The organism is Desulfomicrobium orale DSM 12838 (assembly GCF_001553625.1).
Taxonomy (GTDB): Bacteria; Desulfobacterota; Desulfovibrionia; order Desulfovibrionales; family Desulfomicrobiaceae; genus Desulfomicrobium; species Desulfomicrobium orale.
Genome location: NZ_CP014230.1, coordinates 2,307,400 through 2,330,550, shown reverse-complemented (window position 1 = coordinate 2,330,550; position 23,151 = coordinate 2,307,400). Strand labels below are relative to the sequence as shown.

The window sequence follows — 23,151 nt, the reverse complement described above, 5'->3', positions numbered from 1 at the left end:
TGTGAGGCAAAAAAATCATAATGAAAATTATGTTAGTATTTTCATTATGTTAGATGCATGCGGAGAGAGCAGAAGGACTTTCAGTAGGTTGGCAATAATTCGTTGGCTGATTAAACTTTCTTTGTCAATATCTATTGTAGTCTAGTGATATATTTTTTTCACGCCAAAAAATGTCTTATTGTCTCGCAGCATTTTCCAGCATATTATAAGATCATTAATTATTTTTTGAAGACTCTGGTGTAGGGTAGGGCGGCTATGGAAAATAAAAATTACGAAGCTAAAAGATCTCTTGGGTTTACTTGGGAAGTTCCTCAAGGATGGAACTTCATAAAAGCAGCCAATCCAGATGACCCTATATTTACATTTCATAAATACAGGGTAGAGCATGTCAGTAAAACTCTTCAGACGTTAGAGCGCATCCCATGTACTTATGCCCAGACAAGGGCAATTTTAGACGGAAATTCTGTTTCCGGACTATCAACCAATCAACTTCGCGCGATAGAAAATTATGCGAAAGCATGTGAATATATCTCTGAACTAATCAGGAATAATAAATTTACATTCAATAAAGATATTTTATGCAACATCAATTCTATAGTTGCAAAAGATGAGGTGAGATACTTTGGAGAGTTCAGAAATAATCAAGTCCTTATTGAAAAATCATCATATATCCCACCACAGCCTAAATTTTTAGAAAAAATCTTCAATGAAGGGATTCATTTTCTTGAAAATATGAACACCATAGAAGAAAAAGCAGTCTGCTCTTTCTTATTTTTATCACGTTCGCAGTTCTTTGCAGATTGCAATAAGAGGACTGCAAATTTGATAATGAATGGATTACTGATGAAAAATGGCTATCATCCTGTCAGTATAGAAGGATATGATTTCAATGAGAAAATAGCAAGATTCTACGAAACGGCAGAAGCAACGGAGATCATTGAAGAGATAAACAACATTGCAAAACGTCAATACCAGACAGAAGAAAAAAATATCGAATCAAGAGCAGAAGAGCTTCATCGAGACAAAAAATATCTTGCATCACAGGAATATGACGAAAAATTAAAAATATATACAGATGCAAAAATGAAATCGGCGGAAAGGCTGGAAATGAAACTGGAAAATAGAATCTTGCAGCAAAGGACAAAGCTAGCAGGATTGGAAAAATCAAAGCCCGGCTTTCGTTTTTGGCGTAAATCTAATTGGGAAAAGATTCTTTCTAAAGAGAAAAAACGATTGATGCAGCTTGAGAAACGTTTGATTGGAGTCAAAATGATTCGTTCTAAGATGAGCGGAGGCTATTTATGTGAATTGGCAACTAAAAAGCTTCGAAGAGAGAAGGAACTTTCCAAGTGGCGTGACGAGTATGTTCAGACCCAGACCAAACAGGTGATGACCCAGCAGCAGGAACACCGCTCGCAGCAAAAGCAAGAAGCCATCTCCTTGGAATTAACCCGCAATATCGCGAGATAATTCCGACTCAAGGCTAAATCAGCTTGACGAGTTGTCGTATTTTTTGTATTACAACAAAATACAGGAACCCAAAAGGAGATACACCCTCATGCAAACGTCAATGTCAATGCGCTTGCCAAAAGAATTAGCTACACAGCTGGGAGAACTGGCAGAAGCCACAGGGCGAACAAAGAGCTATCTTGCGGTGCAAGCCTTACAAGAATTCATCTCTCGGGAAGCATGGCAAGTTGCTGAAATCAAAAAAGCATTAAAAGAAGCTGACGCTGAACAATTTGTTCCAGATGTTGAGATGCAGGCTTTTTGGGATAAGTGGTCAAAATGAAAATTCGGTGGCTGCCAAAAGCTCAGCGTGATCTTGAAGCAGAGCTATTACGGATTGCTGAAGAAAACGAAAATACCGCTCGACATATCGCCACCCTGATCAAAGAGAAGACAGACCTTTTAGGACGGTTCCCAGAAACAGGTCGACCGGGGCGGATACATGAAACCAGAGAACTTGTTCTTTCCGGATTTCCGTATATTTTGCCGTATCGAGTGCGAAAGGGGGCTGTGGAAATTTTACGTTTCTTCCATACAGCACAAAATCCTCCTAAAATATGGTAGACTAAAACATAACTGCCTAAAGTTTTAAAAACATTCCGACCACGCTAAGCAGAAAAAGCAATGCACAAATAAAACTTAGTACCGCAATACGTTTGGCGCTGATCTGATAGCCCTTCACCTCCTCCAGTTTCTCGTTCAGTGCCGCACCGAGGAGCGCAAGCTCCTCATCGGCGGCGGCACGAAATACCGTATCTGCATCTTTTTTGGCCGCAGCCAGACTGGAGCTCAAAACTCGCTCTGCCCGCGCTGTACTCTCGGCATTCCACTTTGCATATTCAGTCTCCAAGGCCACTTGGAATGCGGCAAGTAAATTTTGCTGGCTTCTGAGGAAATCCTCCTCAAATTTTTCAAGGATCGTATGCAAGCACAAAATCGGATCACCTTTCTTGACGATGTTTCCGTCTTTCATGGCTACCGCTGAAATGTAGGATTCGACAGGTTCCATTTTACAGCTCCGGGCAGGCTTCAAGTTGGGCATAAATCTGCCGCTGGGCAATCTTAAGGCGCTGTCTCGTCATGATTGGAGAGTTGGAATTTTCAAGCGCTTCCGCAAAAGTCAGCCGGGCTTTGAGCATATCCCCAAGATTTACACCAAATGTCTCCGCCTGGAGGTCCGGGAGGTGGATGACCCCAGCTACACGATCCCGGTTATCCTTGTAGGGTTTGAAATCTTCAAACCCTTTTCCGCCGCGTTCGACAATGCCGAAATAAGGATTGATCCAGACAATTAAGGGAGTCTGAAACTGTGACACAAGTGATGCAAAACCGTGAACGGTATCGTCTTGTGAGTCCCCACCCGTGATTATTGTATGCACATACAGATTATTTCCCATCTCACTAAGCAATGATGCTACATCATTTTCCAATATAAAACTGGAAAATGCTATAAAGCTTGACGCTCCATTGTCGATGACAACATTCGCGTCTTCTTCAACTTCAGATATTTTTTCAATGATTTCATCAAAGGGTCTATCCGTAAACTTCCTATTTTTCATTAGGTCAATGTGGGTGGCTTGGAATCTTTGGTATGCAGAAAATGTAGCGTTTACTGGGTCAGTGTCGATACAAACGACATTCTTTCCAGAATCAAGAAAAAATTGGGTAAGCATTGACGCGCTGAAGGATTTTCCAACTCCACCTTTTCCTTGTAAAAAAAGATGTATATTTGCCATGATTATTCTTCCTCCCCGTAAAGTTTTTTTGCGTCAAAAACTGGTTTGAACTCAAATCCAGACACCCTCCCCTCTTGCCCTTTCGGCCTGGAGGCATCTTTTTGAGATGAGGTAGAGTCATCTGAACTTGTTTTTTGGGGATGCCGAGAACTCGAAGAAACATACTTTGTAATTCTCAAATTCTTCTTTGCGTGATTGAGAAAGCATTCATATGTTCCCGGAAACTTTCCTTCTTTATGTAAATGCTTCCAAATCGCACGAACACTCCATCCTAAATCAAGTGCTTCTTGTATTTCTGCTCTCTGACTTAAAAAAAGTGCTAAATTTTTATTCCCTATCCCAACATTCGCGCACGGCTCTCTTAGAGATTCGCGGACCATTCTTTCGGCAAGTGTAGAACTCATACCTCCTCCCAAATAAAAATTCATATTTATATAAAATATCATTCATATTTTATTTTTGAATTTCATATTCGACCAAAACTTCATTCATATATTCCATATTTATTTCATTTTTTACAGAAATACTATGCAAATATATAGTACTTATGAAGTTTTATGTCAATATGAAATGTTGTACTATTTCTTCTATGGAGTTACGAACGCGAAAAAAAGGGCAGGGGATGTAAAGTAGGCCTACTTTTCGCTTCGCTCAAAGCCTACTTTACGTTCCTTATTCGCCTTCGGCTCAACGGAAACCCTGCTCTGCGAGGCTTGAAGAGATGTCTGCGACGCCAAGAAAAGAAGAGACACCCGCCCTGCGGCGGCAGGGACCCGCCCTGCGGGTGTACTGTTCGCCGGACGAACGGGGCCGCATCGAGACCAACGCCAGAGAAGCAGGCTACAGCGTAAGCCGCTATCTGCGGCTCCTCGGCGTGAACGGCTCCGTGCGGAGCAGAGCGGATGCCGAGCAGATCAGGAAACTGGCCCGCGTCAATGCGGACCAGGGCCGACTGGGTGGCCTGCTCAAGGCGCTCCTCACCAACGACGAACGACTGGACGGCAGGACAGGGGCAGAAATCCAAAGCATGACCAAAAACACATTGAAGGAAATCCAGCACATGCAACAACGCCTGATAGACTGCATCCGGGAGATCGAAAACGGATGATTGCCCAGAAACTACACATGCGAACGCCATCCAAAAGTAGCGTGATCCGGCTGGTCAGCTACCTTGCTGACAAGCAGGGGCACGAGCAGCGTGTGCATACGTCCTGGACCACCAATCTGGAATCTGAGGACTTACAGTGGGCGGGTATCGAGATGCGGGCCGTGCAGCGCATGAATGTCCGGAGCAAGGCCGATAAGACATATCATCTGGTTATATCGTTTCCGACGGGAGAAACACCCAATCTTGATACGTTGAAAAGCATAGAAAATGATGTTTGTACAAAACTTGGATATGGGGAGCATCAGCGTGTGGCCATCGTGCACACGGATACGGACAATCTACATATCCAGATTGCTATCAACAAAGTGCATCCGACTAAATATACGGTCCTTGAGCCTTACTGCGACTATAAAATTTTGCGCAACGCCTCCAAGGAGGCGGAACAAAAATATGGACTCAAGGCAGACAACCACGAAGTCAAAACCAATGCCCGCGAAACCGCCGCAAAGAAAATGGAGCATTTTGCGGACATGGAATCCCTGATCGGCTGGGTGCAGCGTAACTGCCTGGAGGAGCTAAAGGCCGCAAAGTCATGGGAGGAGCTGCACTCGGTGCTCGCAAAAAATGGTCTGGCCATCAGCCCGCGAGGTAATGGCCTGGTCATTAAAGGCGGCGACGTACATTGCAAAGCCAGCTCTGTGGATCGTGGCATGAGCAAAGTGGCTTTGGAAAAGCGGTTCGGAGAGTTCCGGGAAATGTCTGTCACAGCCGAGGTGAAGCAGACATACGAGAAAAAACCCATGAAGCATAACTATGACACGTCAAAGCTATGGGAGACGTACAATGCCACCCGCGAAACGAACCGGCAGGCATGGCTGGCGCAGAAAGAAAAGATACAGCAGCAGAAAACCCTGGAACTGGAAAGGATCAGGACGCAGGCAAACCTGCATTATAAGCTTGTTCGCGCCCTGAAAATGGGGCCAATTTTACGCGGAATCCTGCTGAATCATTGCTGTCCGGCTAAGCGATGCAATCTAACAGTGTGAAGTTATATGAATTATCGAATTTTTGTCGTCTGGGATTCAGGAGTTCATCCAAGGAGGCCTCGCCGAGCAGGTTGAGTTGAATGAGCTGGAAGAGTTGCTGTACGGAGAGTCCGAGACGGCTGAGGAATTTCTGGTACGCGAGGAGCAGGTAAACCGTCAGGGCCGTGTAAATCTGGATCAGAACCGCATTTTCCGAGTTGCCGACGAAGGTCTTTATGCGCAAATTTTGTTTGATTTCCTTGAAGAAGAGCTCGATTTGCCAGCGGTCTTTATAGATGTCGGCGATGGTTTTCGCCGAAAGCCGGAAATGGTTGGTCAAAAATTCGTAGTGTTTCCCGGTTTCCTGGTCACGATAGCCGATACGGCGCAGGCGTAAGGATTTTCCCCGGCTGGAGACTTCAATGATGTGATCGGAAGTAACGCCGGTCTTGCGATTCACGAGGCGGCGCTCCAGGAGTTTGAAAACGGCGTTGCGCTTGAGCCGGGTCACAAAAAAGACGCCCTTTGCCCCGAGGAACCGAAACCAGGGATAGCTGGTGAAGCCCTTGTCAAAGACCACGATGGAGCCCCTGGGCAACTCCATAGCCTGAGCTATGCGGCTTTCATGGGTTTTGGCGTCGGTGACGGTTGCGAAAGCCGGGATATGGCCATCGTGATCCAGCAAGGTATGTACTTTGACGCCGCCCTTGGCCTGCCGAAACGAGGCCCAGGGAAAAAGCGGCAGGCAAAGCTTTATGGTGGTGGCGTCCAGACTGAACAATTTGGATTTGAAACGGAATTTGTGCTTCGGGGCTTTTGCGGCGCACAGGCCGTACATCTCGGCGAACAGATCCTTGAAAAAGCCTACGGGGCGAGAATTGTTCGCGTCAGCAAAGGTCGAGCGGGCCACGTTTTTCAGTCCCCAGTGATACAGGCGGTTTCCCGCAGCCTCAAGGCAGCGCAGGCCATCGCGCATGGAACGTCTTGCGGCAAGCTGGATGAAGGCCATGACCGTGAACTGCTCCTTGAAACCGAATTGACGCGACGAGCGCCCGGTTTTGTGCCGTCTTTCGAGTTTCTGAAAAACATGTCTGGGAATCAGAGATAGCGTCTGGGAGAATAGTGTATTATGGTGACTCAAGTCCAAAATCTCCTTGTGTGGCAAGATGTTGTGGTGATTTCTTTTACCACACATCGCTGAGATTTTGGACTCTTTTCTTATCCCTTAGCCGGACAGCAATGATTTGATCCAAATCATTGAAGCTGCCAGGTAAACGAAAGAAAGAAAAGTCTGGGCAAGCTTTTCATAACGTGTTGCCACTCTGCGGTACTCTTTGATTTTACTGAAAAAGCATTCAACAAGGTGCCGTTCCTTATAAAGATGCCGATCATACCGACGAGGTGTTTTACGATTTGAGCGTGGAGGAATAACTACGGTACAGCCTCTTGCTTCAAGAAGTTGAACTAACGGCTCGCTGTCATACCCTTTATCGGCAATGACAGTGCAATCACGAACCCCTTCAAGTAATTGTGGTGCAACACTGATATCCGCGCATTCACCTCCTGTAAGGAAAAACGATACAGGATTGCCGAGCGCGTCTACCTGTGCATGCAGCTTGGAGGTAAAACCTCCACGACTGCGGCCCAGAGCTTGTCTGTGCTGCCCCCTTTTGCGCCAGCCGAATGTTTGTGGGCATGGATGTACGTACCGTCAATCATTACCGCTTCGAGATCGGGGTCAGACGCCAGAGCGAGAAAGACTGCTTTCCAGGATCCTTTTATCTGCCAACGCCGAAAGCGGGAATACACGGCATTCCATGACCCATACTCTTTCGGCAGGGCCCTCCAGGGAGCCCCGGTGCGCAGCAGCCAGATGATTGCATTTATGAATGTTCGTTTATCTTTGGCCGGACGGCCGCCTTTGGGCGAACCCTCAAGCGGCAGAACGGGCTCAAGCCGTTGCCAGGTTTCATCGGAAATATCGGTATAACACATGTCCAAAAGCTACACCAAACCACGCTGGTTATAAAGTTTGCAAACACACCCTAGGGCCTGGAGTCCCCTTCAGCTGTCCGTGTCCGGGCTGGTGTATCCGAAACCGTTGCCTCCGGATCTCCGGATCCGGCAGTTGCTGGGTGGACAGGGTGATGAAGGGCTTGGCGGGGCGGCGGATTCGTCCGGCGAGGTATCGGAAATCCGGCCGTATCAGCCCGGCGATCATCTTTCCCGCATTTCCTGGAAGGCGTCGGCGCGCGGCATGGGACTCTTCTCCAAGGAGTTTCAGGTCAGAGCGGCGCGCACCGTCTTTCTCGACTGGAACGCCCTGGCCGGATTCGGCTACGAGGAGCGCATCAGCCGTCTGGCCGGTCTGGTGCTGGAAGCCGAACGGGAAGGCCGCCGCTACGCGCTGCGTTTGCCCGGCGGGGACATTGCTCCCGGTGCGGGCGCGGTTCATGCACATACCTGCATGGAAGCGCTGGCTCTGATGCCGGAGGAATCATGAACGGCATCACGGGTTGCGACCGCGGCCGTTTCCGGGCCGTACTGGCTGCCGCGGCCATCGCTTTTGCTCCTCATCTGTTCCACATTTCTCCGTTCGTCAGCGTATTTCTCTTTTCGGCCTGGGGCTATGCACTGGGCATGCAGTTCCGCTCCTGGCCCACGCCGCCCAGATGGCTGCTGGTCGTGCTGGCCCTGTATTGTCTGGGTATGGTGTTCAGCGCATACGGGCGGTCTTTCGGCGAGGACGCGGGTGTGACCCTGCTTATGCTCATGCTCGGGCTCAAGGCGGTGGAGAGCAAATCTCTGCGGGATGTGCTGGCCCTTTCCTTTTTGTCCTATTTCGTGGTGGTGACCAACGTACTTTACTCCGAGTCACTGCCCATGACCGCCTACATGTTCTTCTCCGTGGCGGCCGTTACCGGAGCCCTGGCCTATCTGCATTCCGGAGACGTCTCGCCCTGCCCGGCCCTGCGCCGCGGCATGAAGATACTGCTTCAGGCCCTGCCTCTGGCCATCTTTCTTTTCATCTTTTTCCCGCGTCTTCAGGGTGTGCTGTGGGGAGTTTACAACGACAGGGGCAAGGGGGTGAGCGGCTTCAGCGACACGCTGGATCCCGGTTCCGTGAGCGATCTGGCCCTGTCCGGCGAAGTGGCCTTCCGGGTGGACTTTGCGGGTCCCGTGCCGCCTGTGGAAACCCTGTACTGGCGCGGCCAGGTGCTGGACAGTTTTGATGGCCGGGTGTGGTCGCGGAAACGGCCTTTCCGGCCGGTGGAGTCCGTACCCGGAAACAAGGGAAGCGAGTACACGGTCACCCTTGAGCCGCACAGCGGGAAATGGATTTTCGCTCTGGACCTGCCTGCGCCCGTTTCCCGCCGGGGCATCACGCTCGGCGAAGGCCAGGTGCTGGAGGCCCAGATCCCTCTGCGGTTCAGGGTGCGTTACACCATGGCTGTGGCACCCGGACCGGACCGTTCGGCGCCGCCCGGAGCGTGGGCCGTGAAACTGCCCGGCGGCAATCCGCGCAGCCGGGATCTGGCCCGGCAGTGGGCCGGAAAACCGGCGCGGGAAGCCGTCGGGGCATTTCTGCGTCTGCTGCGTGAGGGGGGCTTTTCCTACACCCTGAGCCCCGGAGCGACGGGAGAAAACGACATCGTCGATCATTTTCTTTTCGCGTCCCGCACAGGGTACTGCGAGCACTACGCCTCGGCCATGGCCTTTGTGATGCGCGCGGCGGGCGTACCGGCCCGCATCGTGGTGGGGTATCAGGGTGGCGAGGTCAATCCCATGGGCGGGTACCTGCTGGTCCGCCAGTCCGAGGCCCATGCGTGGGTCGAGGTATGGATGGATGGCGGCTGGGAACGGGTGGACCCCACCTCCGTCATCGCGCCGCAGCGCCTGACCGGCGGGTCCGGACAGTTTGCACCCCGGGCGGAGGGTTTGCTCCCGGCCGGAGGCGTGAAGATGTTTTCCCGTGTGTTCCGTTTTTTCCGTCTGGGGTGGGACGCGGCCAACAACTCCTGGAATCAGTGGATGCTCGGATTCAACTACGAGCGGCAGCGCGGCCTGTGGGAACGGCTGGGTCTTTCTTCCGGCGGCATGGGACGCGTGATTGCAGCCGTGGCTCTGGGATTCGGAATTTTTCTGTCCGCTGTGACCTGGAATTCTCTGCGGCGTCCGGCCTTCAGGCGGGACAGAGCGCGGGAGCTGTATCTGCGATTTCTGGCCGCGTGCGCTGCTCTGGGTGTACCGGCACATCGAAGCGACGGTCCGTTGACTCATCTGGCCCGCTTTACGGCGCGGCATCCTCATCTGGCTGAAGCGGCGGAACCTGTGGTGCGGGAATATGTGGCCCTGCGCTATGCCGGAGCGGAGCGCGGTGAGGACCAACTGGAGGAGCTGGTGCGGGCTTTTACGCGGAGGAAGTGAGCGGTGAAAAAAGAAGACAGCCTTGTGCCTGTGAAAGAAAATGACCAGAAAGAGCATTCGGCGACGCGGGTCGAAGAAGACTACCAGCGGGCCAAGAGATACTTTTGGGAGTCATTCTCCCAGGCACTGAAGACCAATGCCGCTTTGCTGACGGTGCTGGGTCTGTTCGTAGCGCGCGGCCTGCGGTATGCTTGGGAGGCCGTAAGCCGCTATTTTCCATGGAGGAGATAAATCGGGCTTGGTAAGAGAGCTGAATGCAGCATTTTCGGGAAGTGGGGGCACATTCAAAAAGATATTGGAGCGTAAATAGACATGAGAATCCCTGGCTCCATTAAGTATGCTTCAAACAAAAATTGGTTACGCATTCCACACCCAAAAGCGACAACATTCAAATTTGAAACGGCCCGGATCATCCGGGCCGTTTCAGTTTTACTGTGCAGCTGGTTTTTCCTCCGGAGCGGCCGGTGTGGCGGGTTCGGGAGCTGCCTTTTCCGCAGCCGGCTGCGCGGGCTTTTCCTCGGGCTGGGGAGCCGGTTCCTGAGTCTGTACGGATGACTTCAGCTTCTCGCTCAACTGCTGGATATATCCCTTGTCCCAGGCCAGACTCAGGATCACGATCAGGATGATCAGCGCCACCCAGCGCTTCCAGGGCGTTCTCTTTTCGGCGAAGGGATCGCGCAGGGAACGTTCGGCCCCCGGAGGCAGTGCGGCCACCTTGGTCAACGTGGTTCCAAAAGGAATATTGATTTTGGCCTTGCTGTTCACGGCCCATCCTCCGGCATCGAGAATGGGGCCTAGGTTCCGCTGCCGCAGCTTCATGTAGGCGATGAGCATGGACGGCCCGGAAATGACCAGCAGTATTCCTCCTACGGCCAGCGGCATCTGCCACAGCGCCAGGGAGAGAAATCCGCTCAGTACGGCGGCCAGGGCCGTGCCGATCGCCCCCAGAGCGAGGCCGATGGCGGCGAAAATACCGGCGAACTTGCCCACATCGAAGGGCGCGGGAGCCTTGCCCGGTTCGGCTGCCGGAGCGCCCAGGGTCGCCACCTTGGCACCGGCGCTTTCCTCCACCGCCTTGTCCTTGGCCGCGGCGAATTTTTCGATCTGTTCGCCGATCATGCGGCCCGCTCGTTTGTATGGCGACCAGAACGCCTGTCGCACGCTGATGGGATGTTCGATGAGTTTGATGATGGTGGCATCCCAGTCATTGCCGTTTCTGTCGTAGAAGATGCCGTTGCGGCCCACCATCAGGTTGTCGGAGTCGCCGTTGGTGAAGGCCGCGGCGATGGTCATCTGCTCCTCGCTGTTGCGTCTCCGGCATTGGCAGTAAACCAGGTACGTCCGGCTCAGAGTGGCCAGAACCTGGTGCGCATCCATGTCGTCCACCCGTACGCACAGTTCGCAGGCCCGGCCGTCCAGATACAGGGTCCCCGCCTGGAAGATGGCTTTGCGCTTCTGCGAGTAGAAGTCGTAGAATGTGACGAAATTGTTCAGGAGGATCATCAGGTCGCGGGTGAAGTAGGTCAGCCGGGCCACCTTGTCGAAGCTGTCCACCTGTTCGCTCAGCTCCAGATCCCTGGCAATGAGGGCTTCCAGCTCCATGCGGGCCGGGCTGGAAAGAATGGATTGCAGGCGCTCCAGTCCGATCCCTTCCACTCTGGTTCCGGCTTTTTCCGCCAGCCAGGCCTCGTGGTCGGCGAAAGCCGCCTTGACCTGTTGCCACTGTTCGATACCCAGATATTCCTCATCGCCGAACATGGGGATGAGCGCCATTTCTCTCAGAACGCCCATGAGGGCTTCCCAGGCGGGGTTCAGTCCGGTTTTCAGGGGCAGGGTCCGGGTCATCTTGACCTTGGCCAGCGGGAAGCGGGCCAGATCGTCAGTGGTTCCAAGCTCCTGAGCCGCCAGGGTTTCGTATGTGCCCAGAGACGGGTTGAGCGGCTCTTCGGCTCTGGAATCGAAAGCGGCCAGTCCGCAACGGGTGAAAAAGTCGTCGATTTTGGGGCGCAGGGCGAAAAATGCTTCGGCCGCAGCCGGAGTGTTGTCTCCGAAGGGCAGAACGCTTTCAGCCCTGAGCCGGGCTTCATGCCGCCACGCAACATATTGGGCGGCTTCATCGAAAAACGCGGCGGCCTGCTCCGAGGAAATGCCTTCCTGTCCGCTGCGGTCCATGACCGTACCCATGGTGGACATCACTTCCTCGATCAGGATTTTCAGCTCGGGATTGTCCGCGCTGGCCGGAATGACCACGCCATCTCCATTCAGCAGGGAGTTCTGGAGAAGCTCCTGTGTGCTGTCCAAGTCCTCGATGGTGATCCGCATGGCGTCGGGTTTGTCCAGATACTTCAGGATATGGCGGGCCGAAGCCAGCAGGGCGCGGCCTTCGGGATGGGAGTCGTCGATGTCGGCCAGAGACAGATAGGAATGTCCGGCAATGAGGCCGTCCATGTTTTTGAGCGCGGAGGCGGTCCATCTTACGGCTTCCAGAACTTCGGGAACCCGGACACGGCCGTCGTCGTCAGTGTCGAGCATGGTCAGAGTGCGCGGATCGAATTCCAGGCCGTGAACCGGACAGCTCAGGGCCGCCCAGAGTTTCTGGTCCAGCTCGTCCAGGTGAAGCAGATCCTGGGCCGTTTCGAGCCTGACCTGGTCAAATCCGCCAATGCGGAAAAAACGCCAATGATGAGAGGAAGGGGGCATGGACATGTCTCCTTGCGCACGGACTTCCGGCAAATGCGCGGCTGCGGTTCGGCCGGGACGGATGCGGGGCATCCGGCTTCCAGAATATTGGCTTGGAAAACAGAATCATCTTCCGATGGATTTTGGCCCGGTCATGTTCCCGGTGGAACCGGAAGCATGTGCAATAAGATACCAAAGAGACCGTCTGGTGGCAAATGAGGGACAGCAAAAAGGCTTTCTGAAAGATGTCTGTCCGGCGGGCCGGACAAAAAAGCGCGCCCCGGTTGGAGTGCGCCTGTAAAAAGATGTCTGTCGCGTCCTAGTCGCCGCGCAGCCGTTCTTCCTCTTCCCGGCGGCTTTTGCATTCGATGCACAGCGTCGTCACAGGCCGGGCCTTGAGGCGCGGAATGCCGATGTCTCCCCCGCAGTCTTCGCACACGCCGAAAGAACCATCGTCTATCCTGTCCAGTGCCTCGTTGATTTTCTTGACCAGTTTCCTGTCCCGGTCCCGCAGGCGCAGGGTGAAGGTCCGGTCCGACTCGGCGGAAGCTCTGTCGGCGGGGTCGGAGTAATACTCCACATTTTCCGACATATCTTCGATGGTCGCCTCGCCTTGCCGCTGAATATCGTCGATCATCTGTGTGAGGTATTCTCTGAAGAACTCAAGGTCTTTGGCTTCCATACATGTCCTCCTTCGGGCCTTGTTCGTTCGAGTGTGGCTTTCTATGCGGTGCCTGGAAAAAAGTAAAGGCTTGATGCGGATTTCCGCGCATGTTCGCATCACCCCGGATGAAGGGCAGAGTATTTTTTTGATTGACAGTCGGTGTAGGTCTTTATAGACACAGCTTCCTGTTGAGCGGGAGTAACTCAGTGGTAGAGTGCAACCTTGCCAAGGTTGAAGTCGCGGGTTCAAATCCCGTTTCCCGCTCCACAAAAGGCGGCATAGCCAAGTGGTAAGGCAGAGGTCTGCAAAACCTCCATTCTCCAGTTCAAATCTGGATGCCGCCTCCAGCATCAATGCGGGAGTAACTCAGTGGTAGAGTGCAACCTTGCCAAGGTTGAAGTCGCGGGTTCAAATCCCGTTTCCCGCTCCAGATATCAAAACAGTCGAGCCCGGTTCAATCCATGTGGATTGTTCGGGCTCGATTGAGTTTCGGGCCTTACTCTCCGTCCCGTCTTCAGTTGATTCGCCTGATCCATCACTCGGATTCACCATCTATATCTTTGCCTCTCGGAGAGCCCTCGCAGAGATGTCGGCTCATTGCTGTCCGGCTAAGGGATAAGAAAAGAGTCCAAAATCTCAGCGATGTGTGGTAAAAGAAATCACCACAACATCTTGCCACACAAGGAGATTCTGGACTTGAGTCACCATAATACACTATTCTCCCAGACGCTATCTCTGATTCCCAGACATGTTTTTCAGAAACTCGAAAGACGGCACAAAACCGGGCGCTCGTCGCGTCAATTCGGTTTCAAGGAGCAGTTCACGGTCATGGCCTTCATCCAGCTTGCCGCAAGACGTTCCATGCGCGATGGCCTGCGCTGCCTTGAGGCTGCGGGAAACCGCCTGTATCACTGGGGACTGAAAAACGTGGCCCGCTCGACCTTTGCTGACGCGAACAATTCTCGCCCCGTAGGCTTTTTCAAGGATCTGTTCGCCGAGATGTACGGCCTGTGCGCCGCAAAAGCCCCGAAGCACAAATTCCGTTTCAAATCCAAATTGTTCAGTCTGGACGCCACCACCATAAAGCTTTGCCTGTCGCTTTTTCCCTGGGCCTCGTTTCGGCAGGCCAAGGGCGGCGTCAAAGTACATACCTTGCTGGATCACGATGGCCATATCCCGGCTTTCGCAACCGTCACCGACGCCAAAACCCATGAAAGCCGCATAGCTCAGGCTATGGAGTTGCCCAGGGGCTCCATCGTGGTCTTTGACAAGGGCTTCATCAGCTATCCCTGGTTTCGGATCCTCGGGGCAAAGGGTGTCTTTTTTGTGACCCGGCTCAAGCGCAACGCCGTTTTCAAACTCCTGGAGCGCCGCCTCGTGAATCGCAAGACCGGCGTTACTTCCGATCACATCATTGAAGTCTCCAGCCGGGGAAAATCCTTACGCTTGCGCCGTATCGGCTATCGTGACCAGGAAACCGGGAAACACTACGAATTTTTGACCAACCATTTCCGGCTTTCGGCGAAAACCATCGCCGACATCTATAAAGACCGCTGGCAAATCGAGCTCTTCTTCAAGGAAATCAAACAAAATTTGCGCATAAAGACCTTCGTCGGCAACTCGGAAAATGCGGTTCTGATCCAGATTTACACGGCCCTGACGGTTTACCTGCTCCTCGCGTACCAGAAATTCCTCAGCCGTCTCGGACTCTCCGTACAGCAACTCTTCCAGCTCATTCAACTCAACCTGCTCGGCGAGGCCTCCTTGGATGAACTCCTGAATCCCAGACGACGAAAATTCGATAATTCATATAACTTCACACTGTTAGATTACATCGCTTAGCCGGACAGCAATGATGCGAAATATACTTTCTGGGCATGACACAACTCCACTGTATCATCATTCTCCTTGGATGATTGTGAAGATGGCTCCTGTCTAAGCCGGTTTCTCAGAAAAAGAGCAGTCCCTGGGTCAGACCGATGAGCGCTCCGAGGACTGCGCCCACTACCTCGATGAAGCGGAATTCTCTGGCCATGATGGACATGAGCAGTGTCTCCAGCCGTTCCATGGACAGGCTTTCGATCTTTTCCTGAATGACCTTCCGCAGGTCCAGAGCCTGCTCCAGCTCATCCGCCGCCGTTTCCAGCAGACCGGGAACGATGCGGTCCAGCTCCGCTTCCAGAAGCTCCCTGATTTTCTCCATCATGGTCCCGTCCAGAAACATCCCCACCATGGGGTGCAGGCTGGTCAGGCGCGTACCCAGAAAGTCTGTGAAACTTGCCAGGATTTTTTCCCTGAGCCGGGCGGAAAAATCCGGATGGTGCATGGCGCCGCGGATATCCTGATGCGAGAGAAGCTCCCCCTCGATGGCCGCTGCAAGGTTCAAAGCCAGAGCCTTTTGACGCTTGGGGAAGATGCCCTGCACCGTGAGGGAACCCAACTGTACGGGTCGTCTGGGGTGGAAGAGCATTTTGATGGCGATGAAGTTGGTGATCCACCCGATGAAGGCGCAGATGACCACGGAAAAACAGATTTTCAGCAGCATGAGGCAGTCCTTGTTGGATTTTGAAGTGCGGGAGTTTTGTAAAGAGATTTATTCTTCATCCGCCGGTCTGATCGATGGTTCGATGGAGTGGGCGCGGCTTCCGCGTACGGCTTTCAGCTGGGCGGCGAACGCGGTCAGACCCTGAATGCGGATGCCCTCCAGCATTTCTCCGGCCGACGCCACCTCAGAGCAGGGCGCGGCGCCGGACCAGATCAGATGTACCCCTGCCGTTCGCCAGGTATTTTTGCCGTTTCTGGTTTCAATCACTGCCAAAGCATTGGAGCGAAGTACTTGGCTTTTGACCTGCATGGGCAGGGCCGGAATCTTGAACAGGTCGGTTTTGTTCAGAAAGAGGTAAGCTAGGGTTATATCCGGTTCGGACATGGCCTGGTTGCGAAATCCTTTATCCACTGCAACGCCTTGGTCCTTGGCGGCCTGGATCATGCGGAACAGGGCGTCGGCGATGCTTTGAGCATGGCTTTTTTCTGACATGGGGAGCCTCTTGGAAAACGATTCTCCTACACGAGGCCGGAATTACAGACAAGCCGTCAGGAAAAGGGTCGATTCAATGAGCGCGATGGGTCCTGCCCGCATTGGCCAGGATTGTTCTGTGATCAACAGATGGCTGTCCGGCTTACAGTGCCCTTGTGTGCAGAGGGAAATGCCGTTTTGTTTACGGAGACAGACGGAATTCGGGAATCAGCGCGTTTTCACGTCAGAAAAAGATTTTCTAGGGCCGGCCGCAGTTCCGGAAAGGTGAACTGAAAGTGCATGGATTCCAAGTGGGTGGGAATGCAGCGTTGGCTGTTCAGGAGCAGGTCGGCCTGTTCGCCCATGAACAGGCGCAGAATCGGGGCCAGGACAGGGAGCAGGGCTGGTCGGCGCAGGATACGGGACAGAGTGCGGGTGAATTCCGCGTTGGTCACGGGAGCGGGAGCGCAGGCATTGAACACGCCCCGGGCCTCTGGATTTTCCAGCAGAAAAGCGATGACTCGAATCAGATCCTGGATGTGAATCCACGGAAACCACTGCCGTCCCGGACCCAGACGGCCGCCCAGCCCCAGAGAAAAGAACGGGCGCAGCCGGGCCAACATGCCGCCATGGCCCAGAACCACCCCCATGCGCGGGATGACCACGCGGTGCCCAAAGGTTTCCGCACGCATGGCTTCGTCCTGCCAGGCTGCGGCGACATCGGAGAGAAACCCTTGGCCGCGCGGGCTGGCTTCGGTCAGAACGAGATCCCCTCCGTGCCCGTAATATCCTGTTGCTCCCGCACAGAGCAGTGTTTTGGCCGGCCCCCGGCGCATGGCCTCCACAATGTTTCTGGTGCCTGTGGCGCGGGATTCCAGAATTTCTTTGCGGTTCGCCCGGTTCCAGCGAAGAGTTATCGGGGCTCCGGCCAGGTTGACGACGGCGTCAGAGTTTTCAACGGCGCCGCTCCAGGCGCCCGGTTTCATGGGATCGGCCAGGATGGTTCGCACTTCGCCGGGAAATACGGCAGCGGACCGGGCGGCCACGGTCACCTTGTGCCCTCTGGCGGCAAGGTGCGGCACAAGTCGGCCGCCCACGAACCCGGTCGCGCCGAATACCAGTATTTTCATACGAGTCCGCGAAACGCCTCACAGGCCGAAGTGTTTCTGCACATATTCGCTCAAAACCCGCTGGGCCTCGTCCTGGCATTCGCCACAGCCCGTGCCGATCTTGGTCATTTCCTGCAATTCGGTGAAGCTTCTGGCGCCGTCCAGAACGGCGTGCTCGATATCTTCGTCCGTGACCTGCATGCACTGGCAGACCACCCGCGCGCCTTGAGTGGTGATGCGGTCCTCCATGCCGTTTTTGTGGTAATAGTCGTCGATGGCCGCCCGGAGGGCCTTGTCCCCCAGCACCGAGCAGTGCACCTTGTTGTCCGGCAGGCCGTCCAGATTCTTCAGGATGTCTTTGGCCTTTATGGTATAGGCTTGGTCCAGAGTCATGCCGACGACCATTTCCGAGAGCATGGAAGTGCTGGCAATGGCGCTGGCGCAGCCGTAGGTGCGCCACTTGCAATCCGTGACGGTCAGGTTGGCGGGATCGACTTTGATATAGACCATCATCTCGTCGCCACACTTGATATTGCCCGTGTGCCCGATGCCGTCGAATCCGGACTCGTCCTCCTCGCGCATGAGATTGCGCGGATTCATGAAGTGATCCTTGACCTTATCCGAATAAACCCATTTGGCGTTCATTTATTTTCTCCTGTAGACGGTGGACATTTCCCGGATGCGGGCGATGATGGGCGGCAGCTTTTCCAGCACATAGGCCACATCATCCATGGTGTTTTCGCGGCCCAGACTGATGCGTATGGAGCCATGGGCGTTTTCCACCGGTACGCCCGTGGCCATGATCACGTGGGACGGGTCCAGAGAGCCCGACGCGCAGGCCGAGCCCGTGGACACGGCGATTCCGGCCAGATCCAGATAGAGCAGAATGGCCTCGCCCTCGGCTCCGGCGAAAGACACGTTCAGGGTGCCGGGCAGGCTGTGTTCGGGGTGTCCCATGAACAGCACGTCCGGGATGCTGGTCGCGATGCCGTCCTTCAATGCTTTCTTCATTTCCAGCAGGCGTTTTTCCTCGGCTTCCATTTCCAGGGCGCGCATTTCCACTGCCTTGCCCAGACCGATGATACCGAGGGAATTTTCCGTGCCCGCACGCCGCCCGAATTCCTGATGCCCGCCCAGAATGAGGGGGCAGTAAGGAGCGCCCTTCTTGACGTACAGGGCGCCGACACCCTTGGGCCCATAGATCTTGTGTCCGGACAGAGTCAGAAAATCCACGTCCAGGTTTTTGACGTCGATGGGTATTTTGCCCACGGCCTGCACGGCATCGGTGTGGAACAGGGCTCCGGCCTCGTGGGTCAGACGGGCCGCCTCCTTGATGTCCTGAATGGTGCCGATCTCGTTGTTAGCCGTCATGATGGACACCAGACCCACCGAAGGGGAAAGGGTTCTGGCCAGTTCGTCCAGATCGATGCGGCCGTATCCGTCCACTTTGAGGTAATGAACCTTGTGTCCGTTGCGGCCCAGATTGCGGGCCGTATTCAGCACACAGGGATGCTCGATGGCGGTGGTGATCAGATCAGGCCGCTGGCTCAGGGCGCAGGCGCAGGACGTGCTGTCGCAGCGCAGCAGGGACAGGACCGTGTTGTTGGCTTCGGAGCCGCTGCCCACGAAGAGAATTTCTTCCGGAGCCGCGCCGATGAAAGTGGCCACGTTTTTGCGCGCGCCTTCTATTTTCTCGCGGGCTTCGCGGCCGAAGGCATGCATGCTGGATGGATTACCGAATATTTCGAGCCCCTCGATCAGAGTCTTCTTGACTTCCGGGTGCAGGGGAGTGGTGGCGTTGTTGTCCAGATAGACTGTGCGGTGTTCCATTATAAACTCCTTGATTGGTGAAGCTGACACTAAGATTTAATCCGGACCTGTCCAGACTGAAATGGGCAGATACCGCCCGGAAGATCCGAAAAAAAAATCGATCTGAAGGTTAACATTGTGGATTGTCAGATCTTTTTTTCTCGCATTTTTCAACTTCGTGCCAGCGACTGTCCGTCCAGGAATAGATTTCGTGCGGGTGAAACCGGCCTTTGTAGGCCATTTTTTCGCATCCGGGCACGATGTATCCGAGATAGTAGTAATCAAGCCCCAGACTCCGGGCGTACTCTATTTCCCGCAACGCGCCGAATACGCCTGGACTCAGGGCGGCGAACTCCGGGTCGAAGACAAAATAGACGGAACTCAGGGCCCGGGCGCTTTTGTCCAGATAGCCTGCGGCCACGAGCCGTCCGGCAGTCTCGTAGCGGGCAAGCAGGGCAGGGCAGGACGGAGAATGCAGGCTGGCCGCGAATTCCTCGAAGGAGTTCTCCTGCCCGAAGCGTTCCCGTCCGTGCAGTTGGTACAGGTCGAACAGTTCGGGAGTGTAGCGCAGCGGGCCGAAGCTGACCCGCACGTTCCGGCAGAGGCGCAAAACCCGTTTCTGACTGCGGCTTGGCCGAAACCGGGCCACGGGAATGCGCAGGGAGGTACAGGCTAGGCAGCCGGGGCAGGCAGGGCGGAAAAAGTAGTGGCCGAATTTGCGCCAGCCGCCGGCAAGAAGAGTTTCCAGTTCGTGTCCGGTGAGATGATCCGCGAAGAAATGCTCATAGGACAGGGCCTGCTTCGGCAGGTACGGGCAGTCCGTGGACTGGGAAAGCTGAGGATGCTGGTAGACGATCATGAGAGGCAAGGGCTGCGGCGCGTCGTATGGTTCATGTTTTCCGTGAGGTCATGGCCGCCTGACGGCGGGAAGGGGGGAAGACGAGGGGAGGCAGGCTCCAGCTCATGGGCGCTTTGGTGAACGGACAGATGAAAGCCAGGCTTTGCGCCAAAAGTTGCAGGCCGTGCGCGCAGGTGTTGCGCCGTCCGTAGCGCGGGTCGCCCAGTACCGGATACCCCAGACCAGCCAGATGCCGTCTGATCTGGTGCCTGCGCCCGGTCGCGATGCGGGCCGCGACAAGGGCCGTGTCAGATGGACGATCTGTTTGCAGCACGCGGAACATCGATTTGCTTTCCCTGCCGTCGAGAGGCGCATCACTTTCCATCTCCGTCCAGGAAGGCCGCCCCGCCACAACGACCATGTATTCCTTTTCCACCAGACCGTTGCGGAAGAGTGCTCCCAGCCGGGCCGCGGCGTCCGCGTCACGGGCCAGAAGCATGAGGCCGCGCGCTTCCCGGTCCAGTCGGTGTACGGGGTGCGGCTCGTTTTTGAGATCAAGCCGGGTCTGCACTAGGCGCGGCATGGCGCAGTGGTCGGCAAAAAGCGTGCCCTGGGCCAGCGTTCCCGCAGGCTTGTTCCAGACGGAATAGCGTTCGTTTCTAAAGACAAGCTCCGGCTCGGGAGGGACCAGAGCCAGCAGGCGCGGATCGTAATGAATTTCCAGACGGTCGCCGGGAATGACGGCCGCTGTGGCCCGGCGCAGGCGTACGGTGGTTCGCCTGTTTTTGCGCCGCCATACTCCGCCTTTTATCATGCAATCCTTGACAGCGTTTTTGGAAAGCCCGGTGACGCGGGCCAGCAGATCGCGGGCAAGGCCGGGTTCTTCCACGGCGATGGCGCGCGAGAAGGCGGGTTCCGGGTCGGAGGAGCCGGTTGTCTGGTCCGAAGGAGCGGTCGGCACGCGGTTTTTTCCTGATGTTGGAGAGGGTTTTCCGGCGAATGGCCTCCTTTAGCGGGGAAGATGGCGCTTGACAAATGGATGCCGCGCGTGCAGACGGCTGCCCATGAACGCGCGGAACATCTCCATTTCCTTTTTGTGGTGGCGGCATGGAAAACATGCCGCAGGATGTGTTCCGGCCTGATATCCAGACAGGAGAAAACCATACGAGCCGCGGCAGTGCCATACTGACCGCGGCTTTTTTATTCCCGAGACCAACAAGGAGTGCTCTCATGACCATGCCCACGGCGGACGGATTTTTTGGCGATTACGGCGGACAGTTCGTGCCGGATTCCATCAGAAAGGCTCTGGACGAGCTGACCCAGGCCTTTGAGCGGTACCGCGAAGATCCGGAGTTCTGGGAGGAATACCGGTATTATCAGAAGCATTTCACGGGCCGGCCCAGCCCGCTTTATTTCTGCGCCAACCTGACCAGACACTGCGGCGGCGCGAAGATCTACCTCAAGCGGGAAGACTTGAACCACTTGGGCGCGCACAAGGTGAACAACACCCTGGGCCAGATTCTGCTGGCCAAACGTATGGGCAAGAAAAAAATCATCGCCGAAACCGGGGCCGGGCAGCACGGCGTGGCCACGGCCGCCACGGCGGCGCTCATGGGCATGGAGTGCGCCATCCACATGGGGGCTTTGGACGTCCGGCGGCAGAAGCTGAACGTGTTCCGCATGCGGATGATGGGTGCCACGGTGGTGCCCGCCGAAAGCGGCCAGCAAACCCTCAAGGAGGCCGTGGACGAGGCTCTGGCGGCCTGGATCCGGGATGCGGACAACACCTTCTATCTGCTGGGTTCCGCCGTGGGGCCGCATCCGTATCCGCTCATGGTGCGCGAATTTCAGGCCGTGATCGGACGGGAGGCCAGAGAGCAGATGCTGGAGGCTGAAGGCCGTCTGCCTGGCTACTGCGTCGCCTGCGTGGGCGGCGGTTCCAACTCTATCGGGATTTTTTCCGGATTCATGGACGATCCTGAAGTCCGTCTGGTGGGCGTGGAACCCGGCGGCCGGGGACTGGAGTACGGACAGCACGCGGCCACTTTGTGCCTGGGTGAGCCGGGTGTCATGCACGGCTTTAAGTCGTATATGCTCAAAGACCCCAAAGGAGAGCCCGCCGAGGTCGCCTCCTGCTCGGCCGGGCTGGACTATCCCGGCGTGGGGCCGGAACACGCCCATCTGAAGGATTCGGGCCGGGCCAGCTATGTGCACGTCAGCGACCGGGAGGCCCTGAACGCCTTCTTCCTGCTGTCCCGCACGGAGGGGATCATTCCGGCTTTGGAGTCCTCCCACGCCCTGGCCCATGCCCTGCGCCTGGCTCCGGAACTTTCGCCGGACACCATTCTGCTGGTGAATCTGTCCGGCCGCGGCGACAAGGATGTGGAGCAGGTGGAACGCATGGTCGAGAGCGGAGAATTCGTGCCCCGGATGGAGTAGGACGGGTACGGGGGAAACGCGCGGAGCCGGGAAGAAACATCTCCCCGGCTCTTTTTTTGATCCGGCGGACCGGCAATTCCTTCAGCGGAAAAGTCCCACCGGAACACCCACTTCCAGCCGCATCATGACGTCTTCCAGGTTCAGCTTTTTCAGTTCTTCCTGAAAGGCGTCACAGTTCTGGGCCAGAACGGGAAAGGTGCCCCAGTGCATGGGGACGGCCTTTTTGCAGCGCAGCATCATGGCGGCCAGGGCGGCCTGGGGCGCATCCATGGTGAAAACGCCGCCGATGGGCAGCAGGGCCAGATCGATGTCGTAAAGTTTGCCCCACAGGGCCATGGACGACAGAATGCCCGTGTCCCCGGCGTGATAGATGGTGTAGCCGTCCTCCAGCCGGATGATGAACCCCACGGGCACGCCGGCGTCGCAGGAGTGCGTGGCCTGGACCATGGTCACGGCGATGCCGTTGTGCTCCACCGTGCCGCCGATGTTGAAGCCGATACCGTTCAGAATCTGGCGTTCCGGGAGCCCCCATTCCCTGAAACGGGCGGCCAGCTCCACAATACAGCCCAGACTGGCCCCGGTGCGCGTACAGATGTCCAGAGCTTGCCCCATGTGGTCGGCGTGGTCGTGGGTGACCAGCACCAGATCGGCATGGATATCGCCGGATTTGGTCTTGGCGGCGGAATTGCCGTCGAACCACGGGTCCACCAGAACGGCGTTCCGTCTGGTAGTGATGGCAAAGGCGGAATGCCCGTGCCAGGTCAGGGTATTCATAAGCTCTCCTTGCGGGT

The 23,151-nt window shown here is 55.2% G+C and carries 25 protein-coding genes and 3 tRNA genes; 13 read left to right on the top strand and 15 right to left on the bottom strand.

Annotated features, from left to right (window positions below):
* Nucleotides 1–255 precede the first annotated feature (255 nt).
* The 3 genes from AXF15_RS13665 (at nt 256) to AXF15_RS13660 (ending at nt 2,073) form a co-directional block, all read left to right on the top strand.
* Nucleotides 256–1,470: a Fic family protein gene (locus AXF15_RS13665; RefSeq protein WP_083518009.1), complete on the top strand. Its 1,215-nt coding sequence runs from the start codon at nt 256–258 to the stop codon at nt 1,468–1,470.
* Between the two features lie 88 nt (nt 1,471–1,558).
* Nucleotides 1,559–1,792: a CopG family ribbon-helix-helix protein gene (locus AXF15_RS10880; RefSeq protein WP_211258979.1), complete on the top strand. Its 234-nt coding sequence runs from the start codon at nt 1,559–1,561 to the stop codon at nt 1,790–1,792.
* Nucleotides 1,789–2,073 carry a type II toxin-antitoxin system RelE/ParE family toxin gene (locus AXF15_RS13660; protein WP_083518008.1) on the top strand — a complete coding sequence of 95 codons (285 nt, stop codon included), beginning with the start codon at nt 1,789–1,791 and terminating at the stop codon, nt 2,071–2,073. The genes AXF15_RS10880 and AXF15_RS13660 overlap by 4 nt, the downstream gene beginning before the upstream one ends.
* Nucleotides 2,074–2,089: 16 nt before the next feature.
* Here the strand turns inward: AXF15_RS13660 and AXF15_RS10875 are convergent, their stop codons facing one another.
* From AXF15_RS10875 to AXF15_RS14085, 3 genes are read right to left on the bottom strand one after another with little or no spacing between them, the layout of a single operon-like run.
* The gene (locus AXF15_RS10875) at nt 2,090–2,518 is read right to left on the bottom strand and encodes a hypothetical protein (RefSeq protein ID WP_066607311.1); all 429 of its coding nucleotides are present in this window, start codon (nt 2,516–2,518) and stop codon (nt 2,090–2,092) included.
* 1 nt (nt 2,519) lies between these two features.
* A complete protein-coding gene (locus AXF15_RS10870; protein ID WP_066607308.1) occupies nt 2,520–3,245 on the bottom strand; it encodes a nucleotide-binding protein in 726 nt (241 codons plus the stop codon).
* A gap of 2 nt (nt 3,246–3,247) precedes the next feature.
* Nucleotides 3,248–3,649 (bottom strand): TraK family protein, encoded by a 402-nt coding sequence (locus tag AXF15_RS14085; protein WP_151192360.1) that lies wholly within the window; start codon nt 3,647–3,649, stop codon nt 3,248–3,250.
* A 317-nt stretch (nt 3,650–3,966) separates the two neighbouring features.
* On the opposite strand from AXF15_RS14085, the gene AXF15_RS10865 reads away from it, so the two are divergent.
* Both AXF15_RS10865 and traI read left to right on the top strand, forming a co-directional pair.
* Nucleotides 3,967–4,353, top strand: coding sequence for a plasmid mobilization protein (locus tag AXF15_RS10865; protein WP_066607305.1), 387 nt, complete (start codon nt 3,967–3,969; stop codon nt 4,351–4,353).
* Nucleotides 4,350–5,399: a TraI/MobA(P) family conjugative relaxase gene (gene traI, locus AXF15_RS10860; RefSeq protein WP_066607302.1), complete on the top strand. Its 1,050-nt coding sequence runs from the start codon at nt 4,350–4,352 to the stop codon at nt 5,397–5,399. The genes AXF15_RS10865 and traI overlap by 4 nt, the downstream gene beginning before the upstream one ends.
* Here the strand turns inward: traI and AXF15_RS10855 are convergent.
* Together AXF15_RS10855 and AXF15_RS13655 are read right to left on the bottom strand one after the other, a co-directional pair.
* A complete protein-coding gene (locus tag AXF15_RS10855) occupies nt 5,374–6,573 on the bottom strand; it encodes an IS4 family transposase (protein WP_236884776.1) in 1,200 nt (399 codons plus the stop codon). The genes traI and AXF15_RS10855 overlap by 26 nt on opposite strands.
* 30 nt (nt 6,574–6,603) lie before the next feature.
* A protein-coding gene (locus AXF15_RS13655) for an IS5 family transposase (RefSeq protein ID WP_236884775.1) occupies nt 6,604–7,373 on the bottom strand; the annotation gives its coding sequence in 2 pieces (ribosomal slippage) (nt 6,604–7,040 and nt 7,040–7,373; 771 coding nt in all).
* 106 nt (nt 7,374–7,479) lie between these two features.
* On the opposite strand from AXF15_RS13655, the gene AXF15_RS10850 reads away from it, so the two are divergent.
* From AXF15_RS10850 to AXF15_RS10840, 3 genes are read left to right on the top strand one after another with little or no spacing between them, the layout of a single operon-like run.
* Nucleotides 7,480–7,881, top strand: coding sequence for a DUF58 domain-containing protein (locus tag AXF15_RS10850; RefSeq protein ID WP_169793655.1), 402 nt, complete (start codon nt 7,480–7,482; stop codon nt 7,879–7,881).
* The gene (locus AXF15_RS10845) at nt 7,878–9,806 is read left to right on the top strand and encodes a transglutaminase TgpA family protein (RefSeq protein WP_066607295.1); all 1,929 of its coding nucleotides are present in this window, start codon (nt 7,878–7,880) and stop codon (nt 9,804–9,806) included. Before AXF15_RS10850 ends, AXF15_RS10845 begins: the two co-directional genes overlap by 4 nt.
* Before the next feature lie 3 nt (nt 9,807–9,809).
* Nucleotides 9,810–10,037, top strand: coding sequence for a hypothetical protein (locus tag AXF15_RS10840; protein WP_066607292.1), 228 nt, complete (start codon nt 9,810–9,812; stop codon nt 10,035–10,037).
* 198 nt (nt 10,038–10,235) lie between these two features.
* Here AXF15_RS10840 and AXF15_RS10835 read toward each other — a convergent pair whose 3' ends face one another.
* Entirely contained in the window at nt 10,236–12,506 is a 2,271-nt protein-coding gene (locus tag AXF15_RS10835) for a phage holin family protein (protein WP_151192359.1), read from the bottom strand.
* Nucleotides 12,507–12,804: 298 nt separating this feature from the next.
* A complete protein-coding gene (gene dksA / locus AXF15_RS10825) occupies nt 12,805–13,167 on the bottom strand; it encodes an RNA polymerase-binding protein DksA (RefSeq protein WP_066607282.1) in 363 nt (120 codons plus the stop codon).
* 174 nt (nt 13,168–13,341) lie between these two features.
* On the opposite strand from dksA, the gene AXF15_RS10820 reads away from it, so the two are divergent.
* From AXF15_RS10820 to AXF15_RS10805, 4 genes are all read left to right on the top strand, one after another.
* Nucleotides 13,342–13,416, top strand: a tRNA-Gly gene (locus AXF15_RS10820).
* 5 nt (nt 13,417–13,421) lie between these two features.
* Nucleotides 13,422–13,496: transfer RNA gene (locus AXF15_RS10815), tRNA-Cys, on the top strand.
* An 8-nt stretch (nt 13,497–13,504) separates the two neighbouring features.
* Nucleotides 13,505–13,579: transfer RNA gene (locus AXF15_RS10810), tRNA-Gly, on the top strand.
* 212 nt (nt 13,580–13,791) lie between these two features.
* Entirely contained in the window at nt 13,792–14,991 is a 1,200-nt protein-coding gene (locus AXF15_RS10805; protein WP_236884767.1) for an IS4 family transposase, read from the top strand.
* 106 nt (nt 14,992–15,097) lie between these two features.
* On the opposite strand, the gene AXF15_RS10800 is transcribed toward AXF15_RS10805, so the two are convergent.
* The 7 genes from AXF15_RS10800 to AXF15_RS10770 all read right to left on the bottom strand — a co-directional run bounded on the left by AXF15_RS10800 (nt 15,098) and on the right by AXF15_RS10770 (nt 20,882).
* Nucleotides 15,098–15,694: a DUF445 domain-containing protein gene (locus AXF15_RS10800; protein ID WP_066607275.1), complete on the bottom strand. Its 597-nt coding sequence runs from the start codon at nt 15,692–15,694 to the stop codon at nt 15,098–15,100.
* A gap of 48 nt (nt 15,695–15,742) precedes the next feature.
* Nucleotides 15,743–16,186 carry a hypothetical protein gene (locus AXF15_RS10795; RefSeq protein ID WP_066607271.1) on the bottom strand — a complete coding sequence of 148 codons (444 nt, stop codon included), beginning with the start codon at nt 16,184–16,186 and terminating at the stop codon, nt 15,743–15,745.
* 218 nt (nt 16,187–16,404) lie between these two features.
* Complete coding sequence (locus AXF15_RS10790; RefSeq protein ID WP_066607268.1) at nt 16,405–17,295, bottom strand: TIGR01777 family oxidoreductase; 891 nt, start codon at nt 17,293–17,295, stop codon at nt 16,405–16,407.
* An 18-nt stretch (nt 17,296–17,313) separates the two neighbouring features.
* Nucleotides 17,314–17,919, bottom strand: coding sequence for an iron-sulfur cluster assembly scaffold protein (locus AXF15_RS10785; protein ID WP_066607265.1), 606 nt, complete (start codon nt 17,917–17,919; stop codon nt 17,314–17,316).
* On the bottom strand, nt 17,920–19,104 hold the full coding sequence (locus AXF15_RS10780; RefSeq protein ID WP_066607262.1) for a cysteine desulfurase family protein: 1,185 nt from the start codon (nt 19,102–19,104) through the stop codon (nt 17,920–17,922).
* Nucleotides 19,105–19,213: 109 nt separating this feature from the next.
* Nucleotides 19,214–19,942: an arginyltransferase gene (locus AXF15_RS10775; protein ID WP_151192358.1), complete on the bottom strand. Its 729-nt coding sequence runs from the start codon at nt 19,940–19,942 to the stop codon at nt 19,214–19,216.
* A 31-nt stretch (nt 19,943–19,973) separates the two neighbouring features.
* Nucleotides 19,974–20,882, bottom strand: a complete 909-nt coding sequence (locus tag AXF15_RS10770; protein WP_066607260.1) for an RluA family pseudouridine synthase — start codon at nt 20,880–20,882, stop codon at nt 19,974–19,976.
* A gap of 269 nt (nt 20,883–21,151) precedes the next feature.
* Here AXF15_RS10770 and trpB point away from each other — a divergent pair, with 269 nt between their 5' ends.
* Nucleotides 21,152–22,360: a tryptophan synthase subunit beta gene (trpB, locus tag AXF15_RS10765; protein WP_066607257.1), complete on the top strand. Its 1,209-nt coding sequence runs from the start codon at nt 21,152–21,154 to the stop codon at nt 22,358–22,360.
* Nucleotides 22,361–22,441: 81 nt separating this feature from the next.
* Here trpB and AXF15_RS10760 read toward each other — a convergent pair whose 3' ends face one another.
* Nucleotides 22,442–23,134, bottom strand: coding sequence for a metal-dependent hydrolase (locus AXF15_RS10760; RefSeq protein ID WP_066607254.1), 693 nt, complete (start codon nt 23,132–23,134; stop codon nt 22,442–22,444).
* Between the last annotated feature and the right edge of the window lie 17 nt (nt 23,135–23,151).

Coding starts and splice junctions, on each gene's coding strand:
- AXF15_RS10835 (WP_151192359.1), bottom strand. CDS start 12,506: ATGCCCCCTTCCTCTCATCATTGGCGTTTTTTCCGCATTGGCGGATTT.
- AXF15_RS10805 (WP_236884767.1), top strand. CDS start 13,792: ATGTGTGGTAAAAGAAATCACCACAACATCTTGCCACACAAGGAGATT.
- AXF15_RS10785 (WP_066607265.1), bottom strand. CDS start 17,919: ATGAACGCCAAATGGGTTTATTCGGATAAGGTCAAGGATCACTTCATG.
- AXF15_RS10790 (WP_066607268.1), bottom strand. CDS start 17,295: ATGAAAATACTGGTATTCGGCGCGACCGGGTTCGTGGGCGGCCGACTT.
- AXF15_RS10780 (WP_066607262.1), bottom strand. CDS start 19,104: ATGGAACACCGCACAGTCTATCTGGACAACAACGCCACCACTCCCCTG.
- AXF15_RS10775 (WP_151192358.1), bottom strand. CDS start 19,942: ATGATCGTCTACCAGCATCCTCAGCTTTCCCAGTCCACGGACTGCCCG.
- AXF15_RS10795 (WP_066607271.1), bottom strand. CDS start 16,186: ATGTCAGAAAAAAGCCATGCTCAAAGCATCGCCGACGCCCTGTTCCGC.
- AXF15_RS13665 (WP_083518009.1), top strand. CDS start 256: ATGGAAAATAAAAATTACGAAGCTAAAAGATCTCTTGGGTTTACTTGG.
- AXF15_RS10865 (WP_066607305.1), top strand. CDS start 3,967: ATGTCTGCGACGCCAAGAAAAGAAGAGACACCCGCCCTGCGGCGGCAG.
- AXF15_RS10875 (WP_066607311.1), bottom strand. CDS start 2,518: ATGGAACCTGTCGAATCCTACATTTCAGCGGTAGCCATGAAAGACGGA.
- AXF15_RS10880 (WP_211258979.1), top strand. CDS start 1,559: ATGCAAACGTCAATGTCAATGCGCTTGCCAAAAGAATTAGCTACACAG.
- dksA (WP_066607282.1), bottom strand. CDS start 13,167: ATGGAAGCCAAAGACCTTGAGTTCTTCAGAGAATACCTCACACAGATG.
- traI (WP_066607302.1), top strand. CDS start 4,350: ATGATTGCCCAGAAACTACACATGCGAACGCCATCCAAAAGTAGCGTG.
- AXF15_RS10855 (WP_236884776.1), bottom strand. CDS start 6,573: ATGTGTGGTAAAAGAAATCACCACAACATCTTGCCACACAAGGAGATT.
- AXF15_RS10800 (WP_066607275.1), bottom strand. CDS start 15,694: ATGCTGCTGAAAATCTGTTTTTCCGTGGTCATCTGCGCCTTCATCGGG.
- AXF15_RS13660 (WP_083518008.1), top strand. CDS start 1,789: ATGAAAATTCGGTGGCTGCCAAAAGCTCAGCGTGATCTTGAAGCAGAG.
- AXF15_RS14085 (WP_151192360.1), bottom strand. CDS start 3,649: ATGAGTTCTACACTTGCCGAAAGAATGGTCCGCGAATCTCTAAGAGAG.
- AXF15_RS10870 (WP_066607308.1), bottom strand. CDS start 3,245: ATGGCAAATATACATCTTTTTTTACAAGGAAAAGGTGGAGTTGGAAAA.
- trpB (WP_066607257.1), top strand. CDS start 21,152: ATGACCATGCCCACGGCGGACGGATTTTTTGGCGATTACGGCGGACAG.
- AXF15_RS10760 (WP_066607254.1), bottom strand. CDS start 23,134: ATGAATACCCTGACCTGGCACGGGCATTCCGCCTTTGCCATCACTACC.
- AXF15_RS10845 (WP_066607295.1), top strand. CDS start 7,878: ATGAACGGCATCACGGGTTGCGACCGCGGCCGTTTCCGGGCCGTACTG.